The following is a 19,871-nucleotide window of genomic DNA, read 5'->3' on the forward strand; positions in this document are numbered from 1 at the left end:
TTTCCTTGGTTGGGTGGGTGCTGCGGTCGCGATCTGCGCCGCATGGGTAAATGTTCGTATCTGGCCGCGGCTGGATTAATTGCAGCCGTGGCCCGGCATCACGGTTGCGGCAGCGGCGCCACTTCGGGTTCGGGTGCAACCACCATCACCCACGCCGTGCTGGCTTCGTCGAAGGTGACCGGGTAGCTGCGGTCGCGGGGCGGTGCAAGGTCGGTGACCGTGGACGGCAGCGCAACGCCGCGGGGTACGGCGGTGGCGAAACTCGCATCACGCTTGTTCCACAGCGGCCGCGTGCTGTAATCCGGCAGCAGGGCCCATTCGCGGCGGCTGGCGTTCCAGGCGTTGTACTGCGCAGTGGTGCCATCCAGCTTGAACGGTTCCGAAAGGGTCACGTCCTGGGGCAATGGCTGGCCGAGCACGAGGCGATTGGGCACCGCCATCGCCGTGCGCGTGTCCCACAGCATGCAGTTGCGGAAATCGGCCACCATTTCCCAGCGTGTGCCGTCGTCGGCCAGGCGCAATGCCTGGTACTCGCCTGCAGGTTGGCGGGGGGCGACATCCACGGTGAAGTCGGGCAGGTTCCATGCACCATCGGGCGATGGCTGCAGGCGGACCTTGCCCACGTAGGCGCGGGTGTCGGGATCGTAGGAGTGCGCGAAGCGCGGTTCGGTAGGCAAGCTCATGTCCTCAGTACGCGATGCAATAGATCATCCGCAGGCCGGCCGGCAGGTTGCGGTCGCCACCGGCGTTCTCCACCACGATGGTGTGGGTGTGTGAACCGGCGTCGGCAGCCGAAGCGGCATGGCCGTGGTCACCCACCTGGGCGATGGAGATGGTGTGCGAGTGGGCGCCGGCGCCGTTCATGCCGATGTTGTGGCCGTGCGCGCCTGCACCGTCGGTGGTGAAACTGTGCGCGTGGCCACCGGCCGGGCTGGTGTACGGCCAGGGGTTGTCGTAGTCCAGGTTGCCGCGCGAACCGGCGTGATTGTTGTAGTCGGCGCCCCACGGATAGGTGGTTCCGGATTCGGCGAATGCGGTGAGATGCTGGTGATCACCAATCCAGGAGGTGCCACCGGTATGCCCATGGTGACCCTGCGAATCGGTCCATGCGCCGTGCGCGTGGTCACCGACGGCGCTTGCGCTGGCACCATGGGAATGGGCACCGCCTGCACCTACCGAAATGGCATGGCTGTGGTTGCCTGCCGCTGCCGTGCTTGCACTGTGGGCGTGGCGGATCACCTCACCCTGGGTGAAGCTGCCGACAGCGTCCGGGTTCAGCGTGTGGGTGACCACCGTACCTTCCTGCATTGCAGGCAGGTTGAAGGTGGTCGCACCATCACCAGCGCCGTAGCGGGTACCGATGGCGGCAAACAGTGCCGGATAGCTGGCACGCAGCACGGCGGCACCGTTGCACAGCAGCATGCCGCTCGGTGCGGTGGCACCGGCGAACAGGATCACCTGGCCGGGCACGTGCACGCTGGACGGCACGCCGGTCATGTTGCGCCAGTCCAGGTAGTGGGTGCCGTGCCGGCCATCAAGCAGGTCGGCGTCCAGGCCCTTGTCGGCTCCCTCGTCCTTCAGCGCCGCCGATTTCAGGCCCAGAGCGGAACGGAACGCGGCATCGGTGGCGACCGACAACAGCGTGCGCACGAACTGGGTCGGTGCGCTGGCGCCGAAGCGCTTGTCGATGAAAGCGCGCAGGCCACGCGGGGTGACAGCGCGTTGTGCATCAGCACCGTCCTCGGTTTCGGTGGAGGTGGCCAGCTCGACCACGCCCTGTACCTCGGTGGTGGAGGGCGGGTAGATGAATTCGGCATTGCCGAACTCGATCAGCGCGGTATCCACTTCGCTGAAGCGGATGTCGGTAGAGAGCAGCAGCATCGAGGCCGCGGTCTTCTCCATGATCGGATCGGCCTGGCCGAAGGTTGCGAACAGCGTGCCGTCGCCCAGGTACAGGCCGAAGCCCCGCAGGCTGTAGGCCGTTGCGCTGTCGTCGCGGATGGTCACGTGCAACGTGTCATCGCCCACGGCCTTGCCGCCGAAGGTCGAGACGCGCTTGATCTCGCCGGGCAGCGTGGTCTGCCCGGCCGACGGCGTGAACGCGGTGGAAGTCAGGCCGATCTCGGTGATCAGTACGGCGCTGGTGCCGGTATTGGGTGGATTGACCAGCTTGGCGAAGCCGGCTTCGGTGATTTTCAAGCGCATGCGGGGTTTACTCTCCGATCAGTTGGATGCGGCGGAAGGTGGTGCCATGGGCGCCGGCAAGCGCACCGATACCGGTGCTGGCCTGCATGCCCTGGGTGAAGGTGAAGTGCGAACGCACCGGCTTGGTGCGGGTGATCTCGCCGATCACGTCGTCGACGAACTTGGCGGTGGCGGTCTCGCCGCCCTGGTTGGCGATGGTCATCACCGCTTCGAAGGTGTGCGGCGCGCCGGGCGGCTGCATCTCCCACCATTCGCGGATCAGGATCGAGCCACCGAAGGCGGCGACCACGTCGCGCACGCTGCCCCAGGTGCCTTTGCGGCGCTGGATCGCGATCGCGGCGCGAACGCGTGCACGCTTCACTGCCTCCGGCCAGTAGGCCTTCCATTCGTCGACGGACAGCGCCCAGGCCAGCCACGGCAGCAGCGCGGCGGGGCAGCGATCGGCATCCCAGAGTGCGGTGATGTCCACCGGCAGGGGACGAGTCACCGCAGCACGTGCCAGCGCCCGCTCCGCCTGGGTGGCGTTGGGCGGCAACAGGTTGGCTGTGGTCGGTACCCTGACCAGGGCATCGCCGTCGATGATCGCGCCGGGCACGGGCAGCTGGCTGAGTGTGATCACGTTGTTGGTCACGCTGTAATCAGTCACACCCACCGGCACTGGCATGGTGCGGATGTAGCTGGTTGCCTCACGACCTTCCTCCACCTGCACGCCCCAAAGATGGATGCGGCTGTCCGGCTTCAGGTCGGTGTTCCCGGTTGCCCGTCGATCCAGCACGATGCTCACGCCCCGTGGTGCGTCATCCGCGGTTGCGGCATAGGTGTAGCTGTAGCGCTTCCACTCGGTGCCCACCTGCAGACGTGTCCTGCCTGGGCCGGTCGTGCGCATGCCGAAGTCGATGACGCATGGCTCGGTTGCACGCAGCCAGACGCTGATGGTGCGCACGGCACCATTGGGAAACACGCTGCTGTCCTCGTCCACCAGGCCGGCGAAGTTCTGGTCCGGACCCCCGGTCGCGTCGGAAACGGGGAAGGACCAGGCAGTGGGGCTGCCATCGGGAGCGGGATGATAGAACGACAGGTTCGCCGGCTTGACGTGGAAGCCTTTCCACCAGGTGTGACTGAAGGCACCCGAGAACCGCTGCAGGTTGCGCCGCAGCGTATCCGACAACTTAATCCGACCTTGCCAGTCGGTGCGGTACACCGATTGCAGGGTGGCCAGCGAGCCACCGGGATGGCGGAACTGCAGGTTGTGCCCATCGACCGCGCCGCGCAGGCGCGCATTGACCAGGCGCGTGGTGGAATCACTCATCGTTGCCGCCATGGGTCAGGGTCACGGCGGTGCAGTAGGTGGCCTGGGTACGGTCCACCACCACGTCGGCTGCCGGGCTGGCAATCTCCACGCGCTGCACGCCCTCAGCATGCAATGCGGCGAACAGGCCCGAGCGGGTGACGTCGCGACCGAGACGGTGCGATTCGGCGATGTAGCGGTCCAGCCGCGTGCGCGCTTCCGCCAGCACGACCTGCGAATCCGGACCTGCGAAGGTGTAGAGCGTGGCACTGACCATGTAGTTGACGATGGCAGCGGTACGCACCAGCACGTGGTCGGTCAGCGGACGCACATCGGCTGCACCCAGCTTGGCTTCGACCGCGTCGAGCAGGCCCCGGGTGGCAGTGCCATCGGCTTCGCGCGACAGCACCGATACCACCACCTCGCCGGGCGAGGAGCTGGTCGCGCTGGCATCAAGCACGCGCGGGTCCGCGCTCAACGCGTGGAAGATGTAGGCGCCTTCCGGTCCGGCCACACTGAAGCCTTCCGGACCCAGCTGGATGCGGCGACGGAAATCCTCATCGTTCTCGTAACGCGGCGGGATGCCCTCCTGCGGCTTGCCAGGGTCCAGCATCTGGCGGCCGATGCCGAAGATCGCGGCCAGCTGGTCCAGGTCACTGCCGACCGCGTAGGCCAGCATCACGCCGCGTGCCGCATCGTTGACGCGCTGGCGGTCGAGCAGGCGCAGGTAGGTGCAGACCTCCAGGATCTTGAAGGCCGGGTCCGACGGCAGCAGCGCATCGAAGGTGGGATCCAACGCCTGCAGCGCGGTCAGTGATTCATCGAACAACGTCTCGAAATCGAGCACTTCGATGACCGCCGGTGCGGGCAGCTGGGAGAGATTGACACTGGTGAACGAGCCGGATGCCACGGTTAGCGAACCTCGATTCCTTCGATGGTGATCGCCTCGCCGTCGGGCAGATGGATTCCGGTCACTGCCAGGATCATCACGCCAGGGGCGGGGAGGGAGACGTCGACGTTCTCGACGTGGAGCCGGGGTTCCCATCGCGCGAGTGCGTCGACGGTGGCCGCGATCAGGTCCATGCGCAGCGAGCGGTTGGTCGGCGCATCGATCAGTTCGAATACGCGCGAGCCATACTCGCGACGCAGTACGCGGGAGCCCAAGGGCGTGGTGAGAACGTCACGCACGGATTGATGCAGATGGGCCAGCCCATCCAGTGGTTTGCCGGTGTTGGCGTCGATTCCTCGCATGGCCTCTATCGTCGTGGAGTGCGGGTTTTCAGGGCATTGCACGCGTGGCCGTTCAGGGCTGCGCGGGCGTGGTCGGTGCAGTCGGTCCCTGCGCGGTGTGCGTATGGGCCTTGAGGCCGATGGCGCCGGCCTTGATCTCCGCCGGCGTGCTGATGTCCTTGCCGGCGGTGATCGCGCCGGCAACCTCGAGGTCGCCGGTGGCCTTGATCGACGGCGTATCGAGCAGCACCGATTGCGTGGCCATCACCTGCGCATTGCTGCAGTGGACAATGACGTTGCCACTGCCGGCGTGGACGGTCAGCGTGGTGGTTTCCTGGTCGTACTCGACAAAGCTGCCGTCGGCGAATTCAGTGCGCTGCCGCAGGCGTGAATCGGCCGGTGCCGGGAAACGATCCTGGTACAGGCTGCCCAGCACCAGCGCCTGGCCTGGATCACCGTAGGGGCAGGCCAGCACCACCTGCTCGCCCGGCTCCGGTGCACACCAGCTGCGCACGCCGGGCCCGGCACGCCGCTCCAGCCAGGGAATCCAGTCGGTGAGCATGCCGTCGGCATCAATGCGCACGTGGCCATTGGCCTCATCCAGCTCGCGCACGACGCCGATCATCAACAGGTTGGCGATCAGCCTGGCGTGTTCGGCGCTCATGGTGCCGCTCCCTCGATGGACTGGTAGCGGGCCTGGTGATCGCTACCGATCTCCGGCACGAAGCTGTAGAAGGCCTGCGGCACCACGCCACCGGTTTCTTCCCAGCTGTTGCTGCCCAGGGCGACCGGCAACGACCACTCGACCACCCAGGTGCGAAGCCCGGGCTGTGCCGTTGCGGGATCCTCGGGCAGCGCGGCGATCACCTCGATCGCCCCACTGGGTGCGCCTGGGAATCGGCCGAGCTGATGCAGCCAGCTCGCCAGGCCAACAGCGGCGTTACGCAGCTGCATTGCTGCGCCTGCAGTGGCGGTGGCCACGACGATGCGCGCTTCGAAACGCAGCACGGCCTGCAGCTGCCCGCTGCCGTCGTCGTTGTCCTTGCCGCGATCACAGCGGGTCAGTGCCAGCAGGCAGGCCGGCGTGACCGGCCCTTCGGCGCTCGCGTCGCGATAGAACTCGACGGTTGCGAAGCCCGGAAAGCGCGCGCGGATCGCGGCTTCGATAGCGGCATGCAGCGCGTCGAGAGTGGAAGGTTGGGAGTCGTTCGCCATGTCAGCTCGTACGTTGAATGGGAGGACGCGCGTGATCAGGGGCGACGCGCGCTGTCTGCATGTAGTGTTGCCATCACCCGGGGTGGGCGGCATTGCAGGCGTGGCCTTAGCCGGCTCAATACGGGCCGTGCGCGCCTGTGGTGTCACCGGCGGTACATCCGGCTGGTTTCACCAGTGGCGCGCCATTGAGGGTGAAGCCCTGCTGGCTGCCGAGGCTGCACAGCAGGGCGCGCAGCTGATCAGCCAGTTCGTGGTAGTGCCGCGCCACGGCGACGTGGTTGCGCAGCAGCGCATCGTCGTCCGCGGCCTGCAGGTCCGGCAGGGCTCGCGGCGCGCGCAGCTGGGCTGGCGCGATGTGCAGATCAATGCTGAGAGGAGCCTGCGTTGGCTTCGCGCCAGATGCGCACGAACTCAGCGTCAGCATTGCCGCGATCACGGCGAGGGGTCTTGGCATGGGTCTCGATGTCCTGTTGCAGTGCGTTGAACTGCTGGCTGCGCGTGGCCTGTGCGGCGACGTGCTGTGATTCGGCCTGTGCTCCGGCACGTGCGTTGGCCTGGTCCTGCTGGTGGGCGGCCTGGGCGATGCCGGCGCGCAGGGCCTGCTGCGCCGCCTGCACCATGGCGACGGCGCGGTCGGCACTGCGGTCGCGCAGTGTCCAGCCCAGCCAGGCGCAGACCACATGGCTGGCGACCAGTGCAAGCAGGGCGATGCGCATCCGGAGCAGGATCGGCATCAGGAAAGGCTCCCACCGGCGGCGCTATAGGCCGCGCGCAGCGTCTCCAGCGCATGCTCCTTCTGCCCATATCCGGCGCCCGGCAGCGAGGCCCAGATCCCCCGTGCCGCGCTGACGGCGGCGTCGAAGCGGCCGAGGCGGACCAGTTCGTAGGCACCGCATTGCTTGAGCAGGGCCACCGCAGCACGGTCCTGGGACACCGGCCGGAAATCGGGCAGGGCCAGGCGAGCGCGCAGGTCGTCCCAGGTACTGCGCAGGAACTGGTAGCGGCCGGCCGCACTGGACTTGATGCCGTAACGCGGCAGCGATACCAGCACGCGCGGATGATCGCGGTAGTCGCTGAGCAGCTGGCCACCGACGATCACGTCGTAGCCACGGTCACGCGAACGCTGGCGCGGAATATCGGTGCCTTCGGACACGGCCAGCATGTCCAGGAACGCGGCGACGTTGGTGCCGCCGAGGGCGCTGGCTGCAGCGGCGGTCATGCGGCGGCTCCCGGCTGCTTGCGCACCAGGTCCAGCAGCGCAGCTATCTGCACGCTCTGCTGGGTGACCTGGGCACGCAGGGCGCTGACTTCACCGCGCAGCTGGCCGATCTCCTGGGCCATCGCTTCGCGTTCGTGCATCAGCTCATCGGCACGCGTGCGCTCGGCCGCCAGCTGCTCCTGCAGGGTGCGCAGGGTGTTGCTGGTGGCCTCGTCGGCGGTACGGTCGACCTTGGCCGAGGACAGCCATTGTCGAAGCCACAGCGATACCGCGATCACCACGCCGGAGGTACCGCCCAGGTACTTGGCCCAGTCCGGCACACCGGCCAGCAGGTCGCTCTCGTTCATGCGCGTGCGTACCCCTTGAGCAGGGCCGGGTGGACCGGTGGTGGCGGCGTGGAACGGGCGCCGCGCAGCGCGCGCTTGATGGTGGTCTGCGAGACGCCGAACTCGCGCGCGACATGCTCGCGGGGCGTGCCGCTGGCCACCGCGCGTGCGATCTGCTCGCGGCGCTCATGTGCACTGGCGGCGAAGCACGATGCCAGGAACAGCAGCTCGCCACCGAAGTGAGCAACCAGTCGCTGCGCGACCTCAAGGCCAAGGATGTCGATCAGCCGGTGCTGGTCGGGCAGGCTGGAGGGGACGTAGACGATGACGCGATGGCGTCCGGTGGTACTGGAGGTGGTCGGCGGCCACGCACGCACAAGCGTGAGGGCTGCGGATTCGCCGATGACCTCGGCCAGGGTCTGGATGCTGTCGGGCAACGCGTTCATGGGAAGTCTGTTCAGTGGCATGGATATCCACTGTTGCCATCCCGTGGCGTCGGTCAACACCTTTCATCTACTTTCATTGCGGCGTGCTGAAGGCGTTCAGGGCCGGCGGTGAGGATCGGTGAGTGCCTCCAGGTGCAGGTCTCTGAAGCGCTTTTTCAGGTTGTCCGGCTGTGTCCGGACTTCTGCCGCTATGCAGTACTCCTTGTCCTCACCGCGAGAAAACAACGGCAGGGCAAGGGCAGGCGGCAGGTACAGGGTGAGCATGACGCAGGACGGCCCATCCTCATGGTGCGTGACCGCTGAAACGAAAAAGCCCCGGACGATGCCGGGGCTTCAGGACTGCAGGTCAGGCTGGATCAAAGATCGAACACCAGGTTGCCGCCGGTCTTGCGCGGTATGTAGCCGGCATCGCGCAGCCAGCGCGCCGCGTTGACCTGGTCCATGCGCTTGACCGGGAAGCGGTTGGCGAACATCAGGAAGCGTGCAACGGTGATCGACTCGCCCTTGCCCTTGAGAGCAGCCAGGGTTTCGGTGAACCATGGCGCAGGCGGCTGCTGGCTGCCCGGACGGGCGGCGGCACGCGGCTGCAGTGCATTGCCGGTCCCGGTTTGGGCATTGGCCAGCGAGCACAGCGAAATGAAGATCGCATCCAGGCTCACGATGTCCTTGCCACCCTTGGGCTGCGACTTGAACAATTCGATGGCCTTCTGGCGCGTCGACGTGAACTGTTCGACCTCCATGACATTTCCTCTTTTCTAAAGCGGTTGGGGATGCAGGGTGACGGCAGGTGCCGTCGGTGTTGGGGGACGACCTTACCGCATTTTCGCCGATGATGGGCCACGGACCGGCATCAGGCCGGGATCAGGAAGCGCTGCGCGCTTCATCATGCAGGCATCTGCGCCATGCGTTCAGATCCACCCGTGGCGCATCAGCTGGTCCAGCGTATTGCGTACCAGGTCGGCTGGCGTACGGTCGTTGCATACCTCGATGTCGATCAGTTCGTCCGGTAGTGGTTGTTCACTGGCGTGCAGGTCGCTGCTGTGCTGGCCGGGGCGGACGACGCGGATCACGACACCCCCGCGGCGACGAATCGCGCGGGCCTCGTTGGCGAAACGGACATCGGGAACCAGGCCACCTTCCGGCAGGCGCGAGAACAGCGAGCGCACCCACAGCTCCGGGTGGACGCGATCGCGCCCCCATTCAGTGCCGGCACTCTGCATCATGTGGCGAGGCGTGAGGTCGGCCAGCCAGTCGATGGCATCCTCCTTGCGGCTGTCCAGTTCGCGCAGGGACAGGCCGAGGATGGAGGCGACGAACTGCCGCAGCGGTGCGGCGAAGCTGTCGCACGGCAGGGCCAACGCCGAGGCGAGGCCATTGGCAAGGGTGTCCTTGCCGGCACGCTTGCCGCCTGCAATACCGATATAGAGCGGTGGCCGCGCCAGTGATGCGCTGCGCAGCGGCACGCGGCCGAGTGCGGGGCCGGCGCGGAATGCGGCCAGCGTGGCGGCGATCATGCGGTGACCGTTGTCGAGCGAGGTGGGGATCATGCGGTATCTACTCCTGGGAGGATGCGACAGGCGCGGCGACGATCAGGAATCGCGGCTGGCCACGCTGCGGGCGCGAAGCATGCGTTGGGTGATGCGTCCGCCACGTGCGGCAGCGGCGATCGGGTCGAAGCACAGCATGGCGGAGCGGGTGCGACGGCCGGCGGCCAGATGGTCGCGGATGGTGCGCTCGGACAGGATGGGAACGCGTTGATGGATCTGCTGCACGGTCAGCTGTTCGCCTTCGAAGGCATGCAGGTGGGCGCGAGGCATGGCGTGTGCTCCTGGAAGGTGGCGTAGCCGGTGCATGCATCTTGCCCGCCGGGATAACTTTAGTCAACACCTTTCATCTACTTGTATCCTTATGTGCATTGTCCGGATGGGCGGAGGCCCATATCCGCAGTGCCAACGCCGCAAGACGGTCGCGCTCGGCATGGCCACGGATTGCCTGCACACGTTCCAGATACTGCTGACGATGCCGGCGCGGGCTGACCATCCTCCAGCGGCCACAGGCATCAATGCAGCGGTAGCCCCCAAGCTGCAGCAGGCGGCGTGCTTCGCAGGCGAGTCGCCAGTCCGTGGTGTCGGTGCCGGCCTCGCGACCATCGTGGGTGCGTGGCATCAGAACGGGCCCGCCGCGTGTTCGGCGAGGGTGAGCTTCCGTAGCGGCATCAGCCAGACCTTGGCGCGCTCCTTACCCACCACTTTGGTATGCACGCCATGACGCTTGACCACGTAGGCGGCGGCCTCGTTGACCTCGCGGCGGTTCGGCTTGTCGATGCCTACGGCGATGACGATCTCGGTGGCGCGGTACTGTGCGCTCCAGTGCTCGGCGGGGAGGGACCAGTCGAAGTGGCGGTCGATCAGCTCGGCGATCGGCGAGATCGGTTCGTGCTCGCTGTTGGTGGCATTGAGCGCATCCAGTTCCTGGCTGGACAGGTGCCAGGTCTCACCGTCGCAGTACAGCGCGTGGGCCTCGGCCCAGACCTGCTGCATGTCGATCCGCGCCGGTTCGCCCAGTGCCACGGCATGTACGGTCCACCAGCGGGTGTTGCCGGTGGCATCACGCAGGAAGCGCTCATCGTTGACACTGGCGAACAGGATGGTACGCCGCGCATAGCGCGATTCCGTGCGCGCATAGGGGCGACGGATCTCATCGTGGCTGCGCGAGATGAACGACTTCAACGCGGCGATGTCGGTGCGGCGGAAGGTCGCGTCGACCTCACCCAGTTCGACGATCCACTTGGAGATGACCTGCTTGACGCTGTCCTTGTTGGCCGGATCAAGCACCACGCCGTCGGCGATCAGCTGCAGCCCGGCGGGTGCCAGCTGCCGCGCCCAGCGTGTCTTGCCCAGGTTCTGTTTCGACACGAAAGTAAGTACCCCACGGGCGACCACGCCGTCCGGTTCGAACGCCGCGGCCACACCGGAAATCAACCAGCGCCGCATCAACACCTCTTTCAGGATGCGGCCATCGGCCATGCGGGTCGGTTGGGCCTCCTGCACGGTATCGAAGAAGTCCTGCAGGCGTGACTGGCCATCCCATGGCTGCGAAGTAATCCAGCTGGCGACCGGGTTGTAGGGATTTGCCTCGGCCACCTGGCACAGGTTGGTCTCGAAACTGGCCGTTGCCATGCCGGCACGGTGCATGCAGTCCATCACTTCGCCGGCGGCGACCTCCTTGGCATTGTCCACCGTGGCCTGCAGGCCCGGTACCAGGATCTCCAGGTCCTTGCGGATGACGTTGTAGCGCACGGTCACCCCGGTACGCCGGCACAGTTCGGCCAGGTTGCGCGCGGTCGGCAGCGGACGGCCACGCGCGCTGATGTCCGGGAACGGAGTAAAGGTGTCGAACGCGGACAGATTGCCGGGCACCAGGTAGCGCGCGGCGTGCGCCCGCTGCGGTTCGTTCTCTGCCGGGCATACCTCCGGTGCCGTCGCTGGCAGGGGCAGCAGCTGGGCGCGTAGTACCTCCAGGCCTTCGCGCAGATGCAGGTCGTTGAAATCGGTGGGGCGGTCATCAGCGCCATGCATAATGGCGAACTCCGGCCACACCACGCGTGCGTCGATCTCCGCCGCAGCATGGGTGGCCTGGGTGACGCCGGGGTTGTCCAGTGGCTGCCGGGTCCATTGGTCGTTGTCGGCGCAGAGTACGAAGGTGGCGTCGGGCACGGCATTGCGCCAAGCGCGGGCCACCGATGCAAGGTTGCCCGCGTCCCAGGCGACCACCACGCACCAGCCGGTGGCCTGGCGGATCGATTCAGCGGTGGCATAACCCTCGGCGATGGCGATGGGGTGCCCCGGCTGTGGCTTGCCGATGACGTGGAAGCAGCCTTGCTTGCGGCCGCCCGGCAGGAAGTCCTTGTCGCGTGCGAGTGCGGGATCCACGCGAGGAAAGATCGCCTGCAGCGAGACGATCCGGCCCGCTGTGTTCATCACCGGCACCAGCAACGCGTTGTCGATGTGACGGAACACCAGCCCGTCGCTGTTGCGTACCGGCCATGCTGCCACGCGCAGGCCATGCGCCTGGATGCCCTTGCGCACGAGATAGGGATGGCTGCCATCGGCGGGCACGGCGCGGTTCCACAGAACGTTGGCGGCCTTGGCCGCCGCATCCTCGCGCTCGCGCTGCTGCTGTTCGCGCTCGGCGCGGGCCCGTTCCTGGCGCTGGCGGATCGCGCGCTGTTCGGCTGCGCTCAGCATGGTCGGTGATTTCGCGCACCAGGCATGGCGGGTTCCGGTACGCCAGCTGCCGAACTCACCGGCCGGGACGTTGTCACCGAACAGCACGGCCCAGCCGTTGCGGGTGCCGCGGCGGTCGCCCTCCACGTGGAAGCGCACCAGCGTGCCGTCGGCATTGAGTGCATCGCGTCCGCGTGCGTCCGGCACGATGCCGTGTGCATGCATGGCCTGCAGGAACGCGGGAACGACGTTCTGTGCTGGGTGCGGTGTGTGCATTGGGCGGAGTCCCCTTGAAACATGGTTCGATTCACAGCGATCCGTGGCGGCAGGGTGCTGTGCGTTGCCTGCCGTGCGCAGGCCATGCGGCGGCTGCCCGACGCGAGGTGGTCAGTAGGTGGTGGGATGTGCTGAGGCGCTCATGGTGTCGGATCACTTCGCCTTTTGCAATCCCTTCCACTACCTTTCATCCCCAATTGCTTGCGGGGTGTGGAAGCTCGCGTGGGAGATGCGATGGCGATCGCAGATCGCCTTCATCAGCGTGTTCCGTCGCAGTTGGCGAGAACCGGTTTTCCGATGATGGCGTGGCCGTTCCGCACGGCCGCTTTTCCTCTCTCAATCGCCCTGTCCGGGCGCCCATGCACAAGGAGCCTGCATGCCTGAAACCGACCTCGCCGAAGCACACCGATCCGATGAAACACGCGCGTCGTGCATTGCCGCCGCAGCGTTCTCATTCGGTGCGACCACCCCTCGATAAAATACGACTGGCATGACGGACACCATCGACGAAGCGCAGGAACTGGAAGCGCGCCACCTGCAACGCGCATTGGCCCAGCACGCAACGCGGGCCAGCAGCGTTGCCCCTCTCACGCCCATTGGGGAATGCCACAACCCGGACTGCAGCGAAGACTTCGACAACGATCCGGCCAGGCTGTTCTGTGGGCCTGCCTGTGCCGAGCGTTTCGAAGCCATCCATCAACACCGCAACGCATAGGAACAGGGGACATGTCTCTGAACAGCAACGACGCTGGCTTCACCGAACGCATCGCCGGATTGTCGGCCGAGCTCGCCATGCTGGTGAGCCTGGTTGAGAACCACATCCATCTGCAGCTGGCCGATCTGGCGGATGCGGGGGACGTGGATGCACAGGAGCGATTCGCGATGGCCGACCCGGAGCGCTGGTTGGAGAACGCCCGCAACAGCCTGCAGGCGGGTGTCATGTTCCTGGAGCGCGCAGTGCAGCAGCCGGTGCGGTTCTAGCGTTGCCGATCGGGGGCGGAAGGGGCCGGCCAGGCTGGGCGCCCTTCCGTCCCCTCCGGGATGATCAGTGCGCCTCGCGAGCGAGGCTGCGTCATAACGTCGCACCACCTGCGGAGCAACCCTGAACGTGGTCCAAGGTTGGCTGCAGCCCCGTAGAATGGCGGCGTGCGACGTTCTGCTTTCCACCGCCGGTTCCAGGCCCTGGCATGGCTTGCCATGCTGCTGGTGCTGCTCGCCCCGCTGGTGAGCCGCTGGCTGGCGAGTGGTCACGTTGCGGCCACCGCACCGGTGGCAGCCATGAATCACGCGATGCACGCAGAGCATGCGCAGCAGGCGATGGAAGGGCACCACGACCATCACGCGACGGCAATGCAGCACGGTGAGGCCGCGCCAAAGGCACGTGTCGATCCACATGCTGATCATGAGATGGGCGTGGACTGCGATTACTGCCTGATCGCCGGCCGGCTGATCACCCTGCTGGTGGCAGCGCTGTTGCTGTTGGCGCCGATGGCACCGGTGTGCCGCGCGCTGCGTGGTGCGGTGCGGACGTTGCCGCAGCGGATTGCAGGAACGTTGGGTGCACGGGGACCGCCGGTGGCTGCGGCTGTCTGAGCCGAACACGCGGTCATTCATTCGATTCGATTGAAGTCGCCGGGCATGGCCCGGCGCTACCGCGTGCACATTTCTTTCTGCTGCCCGGCCGACCGGGCGGCCCTGCATGCCGTGAACAAATGAAAACGAGCCCCAACTCCGTGCGCCTGCGCAGGGCGGCGTTGCCTGTCCTGTGCGCGTTGCTGCTGCACACCGCTCCCCTGCTTGCCGCCGACACGGCTCCCCCCACCACGTTGGATACGGTGCGCGTGGTCGACACCCGCAGCGGTGAACTGTCTTCTGCCGCCAGCGCCGGCTCTGCGCTGGGCCTGAGCGTGCTGCAGACGCCGGCCAGCCTGACCATCGTTTCGCGCGATCAACTGGAGCAACGTGGTGACAGCAACCTCAGCGAGGCGATCAGCCGCGCCGGCGCGATCAGTGCCATGCCGCACCCCGGCAACGGCCTGAGTGCACTGTCCAGCCGTGGCTTCACCGACGGCGCCTCGGTGATGCGGTTGTATGACGGGCTACGCCAGTACGGCGGCGTGGGCATCACCTTCCCGTTCGACACCTGGTCGATCGAGCGCATCGAAGTGCTGCGTGGACCGGCTTCGGTGATCCATGGCGATGGGGCGATTGGCGGCGTGATCAACATCGTGCCGAAGAAGCCTTCGCGCGGTGCCATCGAGAACGAGATCAGCGTGACCATGGGCAGCGAAGACACCGCGCGCCTGGGCTTCGGCAGCGGTGGCGCGCTGACCCCGGAGCTGGCCTACCGGCTGGATGTGAGCGGGAACTACGGCGGTGGCTGGGTCGACCGCGGCCGCAACAGCGATGCCACTTTCTCCGGTGCATTGCTGTGGCAGGCGCGCCAGGACCTGCAGCTGACCCTTACCCACGCGCAGGGTTACCAGAAACCGATGCGCTACTTCGGCACGCCGCTGGTCGAGGGGCGACAGCTGGAGGCGCTGCGCCACCGCAACTACAACGTGGAAGACAGCGACATCCGCTACCGCGATCGCTGGACCCAGCTCGATGCGCTGTGGACGCCGAACGCGAATGTGGAATGGCGCACGCGCCTCTACCAGATCGACAGCCAGCGCGATTGGCGCAATGCCGAGGCCTATGTCTACAACCGCGCCACTGGCTTGATCGATCGATCGGGCAATACCGAGATCACTCACAACCAGGACCAGACCGGGCTGACCTCCACGCTGCGCGTGCAGGGAACGGCGGGTGGCCTGCAGAACAGCTTCGCGGTGGGCCTGGACGCCAACCGCGCGCACTTCAAGCACACCAACAACACCTATGCCGGCAGCTCGGGCCCGGTCGATCCGTTCGATCCGGTGCCGGGCCAGTTCGCCAGCGATGCGCCGAACCTGCCGCGCTACCGCAACAGTGCCGAGCAGTTCGCGCTGTTCGTGGAAGACCGGTTGGCGCTGAGCGAGCGCTGGTCGGTGCTGGGTGGGCTGCGCCACGACCGTGCACGTATCGATCGTACTGATCTGATCAACGGCCAGAACGCGTTTTCGAAGACCTACAGCAGCACCGGCTGGCGTGCAGGTACGGTATTCGCGCTTCGGCCGACGCTGAGCCTGTATGCGCAGTACTCGCAGGCGGCGGATCCGGTCAGCGGCCTGCTGATGATCAGCCCGGCCAACGGTGCATTCGACCTGGCCAAGGGGCGGCAGATCGAGGTCGGCCTGAAGCAGGCCTTCGAGGGCGGGGAGTGGACGCTGGCCGCGTATCGCATCCGCAAGACTGGCCTGCTCAGCCGCGACCCGCTGGTGCCGGATCGCCGGGTGCAGGTGGGAGCACAGACTTCCCGGGGCATCGAGGCGTCGTTGAACTGGAACTTCGCGCCGAAGTGGTCGCTCGATGCCAATGCCACCGTGCTGAAGGCCGAGTTCGAGGATTTCCTGGAAACCACCGGCTCGCCGGCGGTGCTGGTGTCGCGTGATGGCAACGTGCCGCCGAACGTGGCCGAGCGGCTGGCGAACGCATGGCTGAGCTGGCAGTTCCTGCCGGACTGGAGCGCAGGCGCTGGCGTGCGCTATGTCGGCAAGCGCTACGCCGACAATGCCAACACGCTGGAGTTGCCCGGCTACAGCACCACCGATCTGGCGCTGACCTGGCAGGCAGCACCGCGCACGCGCCTGACCGCTCGCATGTTCAACGTGTTCGACAAGGCGTACTACGCAACCGCGTACTACACCAGCACGCAGTGGCTGCTGGGCGCGGATCGCCGCGTCGAGTTCACCGTCGATCATCGCTTCTGAGGACGCGCACCATGTCGCTGCGATCGAAGGCCAAGCGCTGGACCTATCTGGTGCATCGCTGGCTCGGCATCGGCGGATGCCTGCTGATGCTGCTGTGGTTTGTCAGCGGCATGGTGATGCTGTTCATCGGCTACCCGAAGCTGACGCCGGGGGAGCGCTTGGCAGCCTTGCCCGTGCTGGGGGACGCCCGCGACCTGCAGGGGCTGTCGGTACTGCCTGCCGCGGTGCAGGCCGAGCCGGAGGCCGTGGCCCTGACCACGTTGCGAGGCGCGCCTGCGTATGTGGTGCGCACGGGAAGCAACGTTGGGGCGTGGTCAGCCGTCACTGGCCAGGCCCTGCTGCCGGTGTCGGCACAGCGTGCCGAAGCATCAGCTGCACAGTTCGCCGGCGGCCAGGCGTTCGTGGGCGCGATGCGGGTGGACGAGGACCGCTGGACGCATTCGCGTGCACTGGACGTACATCGGCCGCTGTACCGGGTGGAAGTGGGAGGTACACAGCCGGGAGACCTGTACGTGTCCTCGCACACTGGCGAAGTGGTACTGGATGCACCACGGGTGCAGCAGCGCTGGAACTACGTGGGCGCGTGGCTGCACTGGTTGTACTTCCTGCGCATGCAGTCGGTGGACCCGGTGTGGACGTGGGTGGTGATCGTGTTGTCCGCGCTGTGCACGGTGGCGGCGGTCAGCGGCATCGTGGTCGGGGTGTGGCGTTGGCGTTTCCGTGGTCACTACCGTTCCGGCGCGAAGACACCGTACGTCGAGCCGTGGATGCGCTGGCACCACCTGATCGGATTGGTGGTATCCGCCTTCGTGTTCACCTGGATCTTCAGCGGGCTGATGTCGATGAACCCGTTGGGGGTTTTCAGCAGCACACGCGAGGCGATCGACAGCGGCCGCTATCGCGGTGGTGCGGCGGCGGTGGATGGCGCATTGGGTGCCCCGGCGGCGCTGCTGGCGACGGTCGATGCTACGCGGTTCAAGCCGGTGGAGGTCCAGTGGCGGCGCATCGGAGGTGAACTGTTTGCGGTGCTGCTGGATGGACAAGGCGATACCCGCATCGTGTCCCAGGTTGAAGGGCAGCTGCAGGTTGCGCGCCAGCTGCCAGCGGCATGGCTGCTGCAGAAGGTGCGAGCCATGTCCGATGCACCGGTGCAGGGATTCGTGATCCGGCAGGCGCCGGATGCGTACTTCTATCCGCGTGCACCGGAGGCCATGAATGGTGCGGCGGTGCGCCGCTTCCCGGTGGCAGTGGCGGACTTCGGCGATGCCGAGGCGACGCGCGTCTATCTCGATCTGGCCACCGGCGATCCGTTGCTGACGATGGGGCATCGGGAACGGGTGGGGCGCTGGCTGTTCTACTTCCTGCACAGCTGGGATCTGCCAGCGATGCTGCGTCAGGAAGGTGCGAGGCTGGCTGTGTTGCTGCTGCTGAGCGCTGCTGGCACGGCGTTGTGCGGGACGGCCACGGTGATCGGCTACCGCCGGTTGCGGATGAAGGTGCGGCGGCGCTGATGCTGCCAGTCACACCCGCAGCCAGCGCGTCGACATGGCGACCATCAGCAGCGCCACGGCGACGCCGATGAACGCAGCGATCAGGCCGAAGTGGTTGGCAGCAAAACCGATCAGTGCCGGGCCAGCAAGGATGCCGGCAAAGCCTAGCGTGGACACGGCAGTAATCGCCAGCGCACCCGGCATGCGGGTCTGGTGCCCGGCCAGCGAGAACAGCGCGGGCGCGATGTTGGCGCAGCCGAGGCCGACCAGCACATAGCCGATCAGCGACGCCTGCCACGGCGTGACCAGCGTCAGCACCAGCACGCCAGCGGCGGCAAGCAGAGCACCGAACACGATCGCGCGCTCACGGCCCATACGCGCTACCAGCGCATCGCCGAACAGGCGTGCGACGGTCATGGTCAGGGTGAAGGTCACATAGCCGATACCGGCAATGCTGGCATCGACGCGGCGCACATCGCTGAGGAAGACCGCGCTCCAGTCCAGCATCGCGCCTTCGCCGAGGAAAGCGACGAACGCCAGCACGCCGATGAACAGCACGATGCCGTGCGGAATGGCGAGCATCGGTGTGTCGTGCGGCATGCGCTCGCTGTGCCAGTACGCCGCCGACAGCAGCATCACCAGCAGCATGGCGCCGACACCGATCAGCACCGATGCCAGTGGCGGCAACTGTGCGGAGAGCAGCACGGTCATCGTTGCCGCGCCGAGGAAGCCGCCGATGCTGAAGAACGCGTGGAAGCCGGACATCATCACCCGCCGCGCTTCGCGCTCGACGATGACGGCCTGCACGTTCATCGTGCAGTCCATCGCGCCGACAGCTGCGCCGAACACGAACAGCACCATTCCCAGCGCCCAGGCCGAACCGGCGAGTGCCAGGCCGGGCACCGTCAGGCAGATCAGCAGGCTGCTGGCCACCATCACCCGGCGGCAGCCCAGGCGTGCGGCCAGCACGCCGGACAACGGCATGGCCAGCAGCGAACCGGCACCGAGGCAGAGCAGCACCAGGCCCAGCGTAGCGTCGTTGATGTCGGTGCGCGCCTTGGCGAACGGCACCAGGGTGGCCCACAACGCGGTGGCGAAACCGGGAATGAAGAATGCAGCGCGGGTCGCGTGCTGTTCGGCACGTGGGCGGTTGGCGAGGGACATGAGCGGTACGGTCAGGGCGGGGTGGGGTGTACCGCGATACCGGCGGCGCGGAAGCGCGCGGCCAGTGCGGGCGGTGCCGAGGTGGTCAACACCAGATCGTCGATCTCGTCGAGGCTGGCGATCTGCCAGTTGCCCCGGGCACCGAGTTTTTCGGTGGTGGCGGCGACGATGACGCGGCTGCTGCAGGCCACCATCGCGCGCTTCAGTGTGGCTTCTTCCGCATCCATCGCCCACACGCCGGTGTCGCCATCCACCGCGCATGGGCCGGGCAGGTACACGTCGGCGCGCAGGCGCTGCACCTGGGCCAGTGTTTCGGCACCGACCGCGCCGCCGCCGCGGGCGAGGCGGCCGCCGATCAGCTGTACCGAGGTGCCCTCGTGCTGGCTGGCGGCGGTGGCGATCTGCGGGGCGTTGGTGATCACCGTCAGACCGAGGGCGGCTGGCAGCTGCTGGGCGATGGCCAGATTGGTCGAGCCTGCATCGAGCAGCACTACCTGGCCGGGCTGCAGCAGGGCACAGACGCGGGCGGCCAGTTCGGCCTTGTCGCCACGGTCGCGGGTCAGGCGCTCGCGCAGCGGGCGCTCCTTGGGCGGCGGCAGCACGGCACCACCGTAGACGCGTTGGCACAGCCCCTGGGCAGCCAGCTCGCGCAGGTCGCGGCGGATCGAATCCTCGGAAACCGCATAACGGCGCGCCAGTTCAGCGGCCACCACACGGCCCTGTTGGTGCAGTTCGTCGAGGATCAGCTGGGTCCGCTGGGCGGGAAGGGGGCTGGGATCGGAACTCATGCTGGGAGTGTGCATGTTCGTGCATTAACGTGCAACAACGTGTGATCCGGGATAGGTGGACGCACGCCGGCTGGACTGCCGGTGAACCCGCCCGCGTCCGGGTCTATGGATCACCTTCGTGGCCCGGCATCATGACGGGGCCACCGG

General features: G+C 66.8%; 25 protein-coding genes. 5 read left to right on the forward strand and 20 right to left on the reverse strand.

From position 1 onward, the window contains the following. Positions 1-98 precede the first annotated feature (98 nt). The 18 genes from DI041_RS10685 to DI041_RS10760 all read right to left on the reverse strand — a co-directional run bounded on the left by DI041_RS10685 (position 99) and on the right by DI041_RS10760 (position 12,431). Entirely contained in the window at positions 99-683 is a 585-nt protein-coding gene (locus tag DI041_RS10685; RefSeq protein ID WP_136638926.1) for a hypothetical protein, read from the reverse strand. 4 nt (positions 684-687) lie between these two features. Further along, positions 688-2,205: a tail fiber protein gene (locus DI041_RS10690; RefSeq protein ID WP_136638925.1), complete on the reverse strand. Its 1,518-nt coding sequence runs from the start codon at positions 2,203-2,205 to the stop codon at positions 688-690. A gap of 7 nt (positions 2,206-2,212) precedes the next feature. Beyond that, entirely contained in the window at positions 2,213-3,514 is a 1,302-nt protein-coding gene (locus DI041_RS21545; protein WP_136638924.1) for a phage tail protein I, read from the reverse strand. Continuing rightward, positions 3,507-4,403 carry a baseplate assembly protein gene (locus DI041_RS10700; RefSeq protein WP_136638923.1) on the reverse strand — a complete coding sequence of 299 codons (897 nt, stop codon included), beginning with the start codon at positions 4,401-4,403 and terminating at the stop codon, positions 3,507-3,509. Before DI041_RS10700 ends, DI041_RS21545 begins: the two co-directional genes overlap by 8 nt. 2 nt (positions 4,404-4,405) lie before the next feature. Continuing rightward, positions 4,406-4,744 (reverse strand): GPW/gp25 family protein, encoded by a 339-nt coding sequence (locus tag DI041_RS10705; protein WP_046982780.1) that lies wholly within the window; start codon positions 4,742-4,744, stop codon positions 4,406-4,408. Between the two features lie 52 nt (positions 4,745-4,796). Beyond that, entirely contained in the window at positions 4,797-5,387 is a 591-nt protein-coding gene (locus tag DI041_RS10710) for a phage baseplate assembly protein V (RefSeq protein ID WP_136638922.1), read from the reverse strand. Further along, entirely contained in the window at positions 5,384-5,938 is a 555-nt protein-coding gene (locus DI041_RS10715) for a hypothetical protein (protein ID WP_136638921.1), read from the reverse strand. The genes DI041_RS10710 and DI041_RS10715 overlap by 4 nt, the downstream gene beginning before the upstream one ends. 115 nt (positions 5,939-6,053) lie before the next feature. After that, positions 6,054-6,362 carry a hypothetical protein gene (locus DI041_RS21245; protein ID WP_046982777.1) on the reverse strand — a complete coding sequence of 103 codons (309 nt, stop codon included), beginning with the start codon at positions 6,360-6,362 and terminating at the stop codon, positions 6,054-6,056. Next, positions 6,301-6,672: a hypothetical protein gene (locus DI041_RS10720; RefSeq protein ID WP_248298478.1), complete on the reverse strand. Its 372-nt coding sequence runs from the start codon at positions 6,670-6,672 to the stop codon at positions 6,301-6,303. The genes DI041_RS21245 and DI041_RS10720 overlap by 62 nt, the downstream gene beginning before the upstream one ends. Next, positions 6,672-7,157 carry a glycoside hydrolase family 24 protein gene (locus DI041_RS10725; protein ID WP_136638919.1) on the reverse strand — a complete coding sequence of 162 codons (486 nt, stop codon included), beginning with the start codon at positions 7,155-7,157 and terminating at the stop codon, positions 6,672-6,674. Before DI041_RS10725 ends, DI041_RS10720 begins: the two co-directional genes overlap by 1 nt. Next, positions 7,154-7,504, reverse strand: a complete 351-nt coding sequence (locus DI041_RS10730) for a hypothetical protein (RefSeq protein ID WP_046982774.1) — start codon at positions 7,502-7,504, stop codon at positions 7,154-7,156. Before DI041_RS10730 ends, DI041_RS10725 begins: the two co-directional genes overlap by 4 nt. Then, positions 7,501-7,929, reverse strand: a complete 429-nt coding sequence (locus DI041_RS10735; protein ID WP_136638918.1) for a Mor transcription activator family protein — start codon at positions 7,927-7,929, stop codon at positions 7,501-7,503. Before DI041_RS10735 ends, DI041_RS10730 begins: the two co-directional genes overlap by 4 nt. Before the next feature lie 96 nt (positions 7,930-8,025). Further along, complete coding sequence (locus DI041_RS21250) at positions 8,026-8,193, reverse strand: hypothetical protein (protein WP_169050345.1); 168 nt, start codon at positions 8,191-8,193, stop codon at positions 8,026-8,028. 92 nt (positions 8,194-8,285) lie between these two features. Continuing rightward, on the reverse strand, positions 8,286-8,669 hold the full coding sequence (locus DI041_RS10740) for a hypothetical protein (protein WP_046982773.1): 384 nt from the start codon (positions 8,667-8,669) through the stop codon (positions 8,286-8,288). A 168-nt stretch (positions 8,670-8,837) separates the two neighbouring features. Then, positions 8,838-9,476 carry a deoxynucleotide monophosphate kinase family protein gene (locus tag DI041_RS10745; RefSeq protein WP_046982772.1) on the reverse strand — a complete coding sequence of 213 codons (639 nt, stop codon included), beginning with the start codon at positions 9,474-9,476 and terminating at the stop codon, positions 8,838-8,840. Positions 9,477-9,518: 42 nt separating this feature from the next. Further along, complete coding sequence (locus tag DI041_RS10750; RefSeq protein WP_046982771.1) at positions 9,519-9,746, reverse strand: hypothetical protein; 228 nt, start codon at positions 9,744-9,746, stop codon at positions 9,519-9,521. Between the two features lie 73 nt (positions 9,747-9,819). Continuing rightward, the gene (locus DI041_RS10755) at positions 9,820-10,095 is read right to left on the reverse strand and encodes a hypothetical protein (RefSeq protein ID WP_136638917.1); all 276 of its coding nucleotides are present in this window, start codon (positions 10,093-10,095) and stop codon (positions 9,820-9,822) included. Next, positions 10,095-12,431: a VapE domain-containing protein gene (locus DI041_RS10760; RefSeq protein WP_136638916.1), complete on the reverse strand. Its 2,337-nt coding sequence runs from the start codon at positions 12,429-12,431 to the stop codon at positions 10,095-10,097. The genes DI041_RS10755 and DI041_RS10760 overlap by 1 nt, the downstream gene beginning before the upstream one ends. Positions 12,432-12,921: 490 nt before the next feature. On the opposite strand from DI041_RS10760, the gene DI041_RS10765 reads away from it, so the two are divergent. The 5 genes from DI041_RS10765 to DI041_RS10785 all read left to right on the forward strand — a co-directional run bounded on the left by DI041_RS10765 (position 12,922) and on the right by DI041_RS10785 (position 17,793). Then, entirely contained in the window at positions 12,922-13,146 is a 225-nt protein-coding gene (locus DI041_RS10765) for a hypothetical protein (protein WP_046982768.1), read from the forward strand. 11 nt (positions 13,147-13,157) lie between these two features. Then, a complete protein-coding gene (locus DI041_RS10770; protein WP_046982767.1) occupies positions 13,158-13,412 on the forward strand; it encodes a hypothetical protein in 255 nt (84 codons plus the stop codon). Positions 13,413-13,628: 216 nt separating this feature from the next. After that, positions 13,629-14,024: a DUF2946 family protein gene (locus DI041_RS10775; protein WP_046982766.1), complete on the forward strand. Its 396-nt coding sequence runs from the start codon at positions 13,629-13,631 to the stop codon at positions 14,022-14,024. A gap of 119 nt (positions 14,025-14,143) precedes the next feature. Continuing rightward, a complete protein-coding gene (locus DI041_RS10780) occupies positions 14,144-16,282 on the forward strand; it encodes a TonB-dependent receptor (protein ID WP_136638915.1) in 2,139 nt (712 codons plus the stop codon). An 11-nt stretch (positions 16,283-16,293) separates the two neighbouring features. Further along, positions 16,294-17,793, forward strand: a complete 1,500-nt coding sequence (locus tag DI041_RS10785) for a PepSY domain-containing protein (protein WP_136638914.1) — start codon at positions 16,294-16,296, stop codon at positions 17,791-17,793. 9 nt (positions 17,794-17,802) lie between these two features. Here the strand turns inward: DI041_RS10785 and DI041_RS10790 are convergent, their stop codons facing one another. Next, entirely contained in the window at positions 17,803-18,936 is a 1,134-nt protein-coding gene (locus DI041_RS10790) for an MFS transporter (protein WP_136638913.1), read from the reverse strand. An 11-nt stretch (positions 18,937-18,947) separates the two neighbouring features. Then, complete coding sequence (locus tag DI041_RS10795) at positions 18,948-19,724, reverse strand: DeoR/GlpR family DNA-binding transcription regulator (protein ID WP_136638912.1); 777 nt, start codon at positions 19,722-19,724, stop codon at positions 18,948-18,950. Positions 19,725-19,871 lie beyond the last annotated feature (147 nt).

Source organism: Stenotrophomonas maltophilia (genome assembly GCF_004920835.1).
GTDB lineage: Bacteria > Pseudomonadota > Gammaproteobacteria > Xanthomonadales > Xanthomonadaceae > Stenotrophomonas > Stenotrophomonas maltophilia_AQ.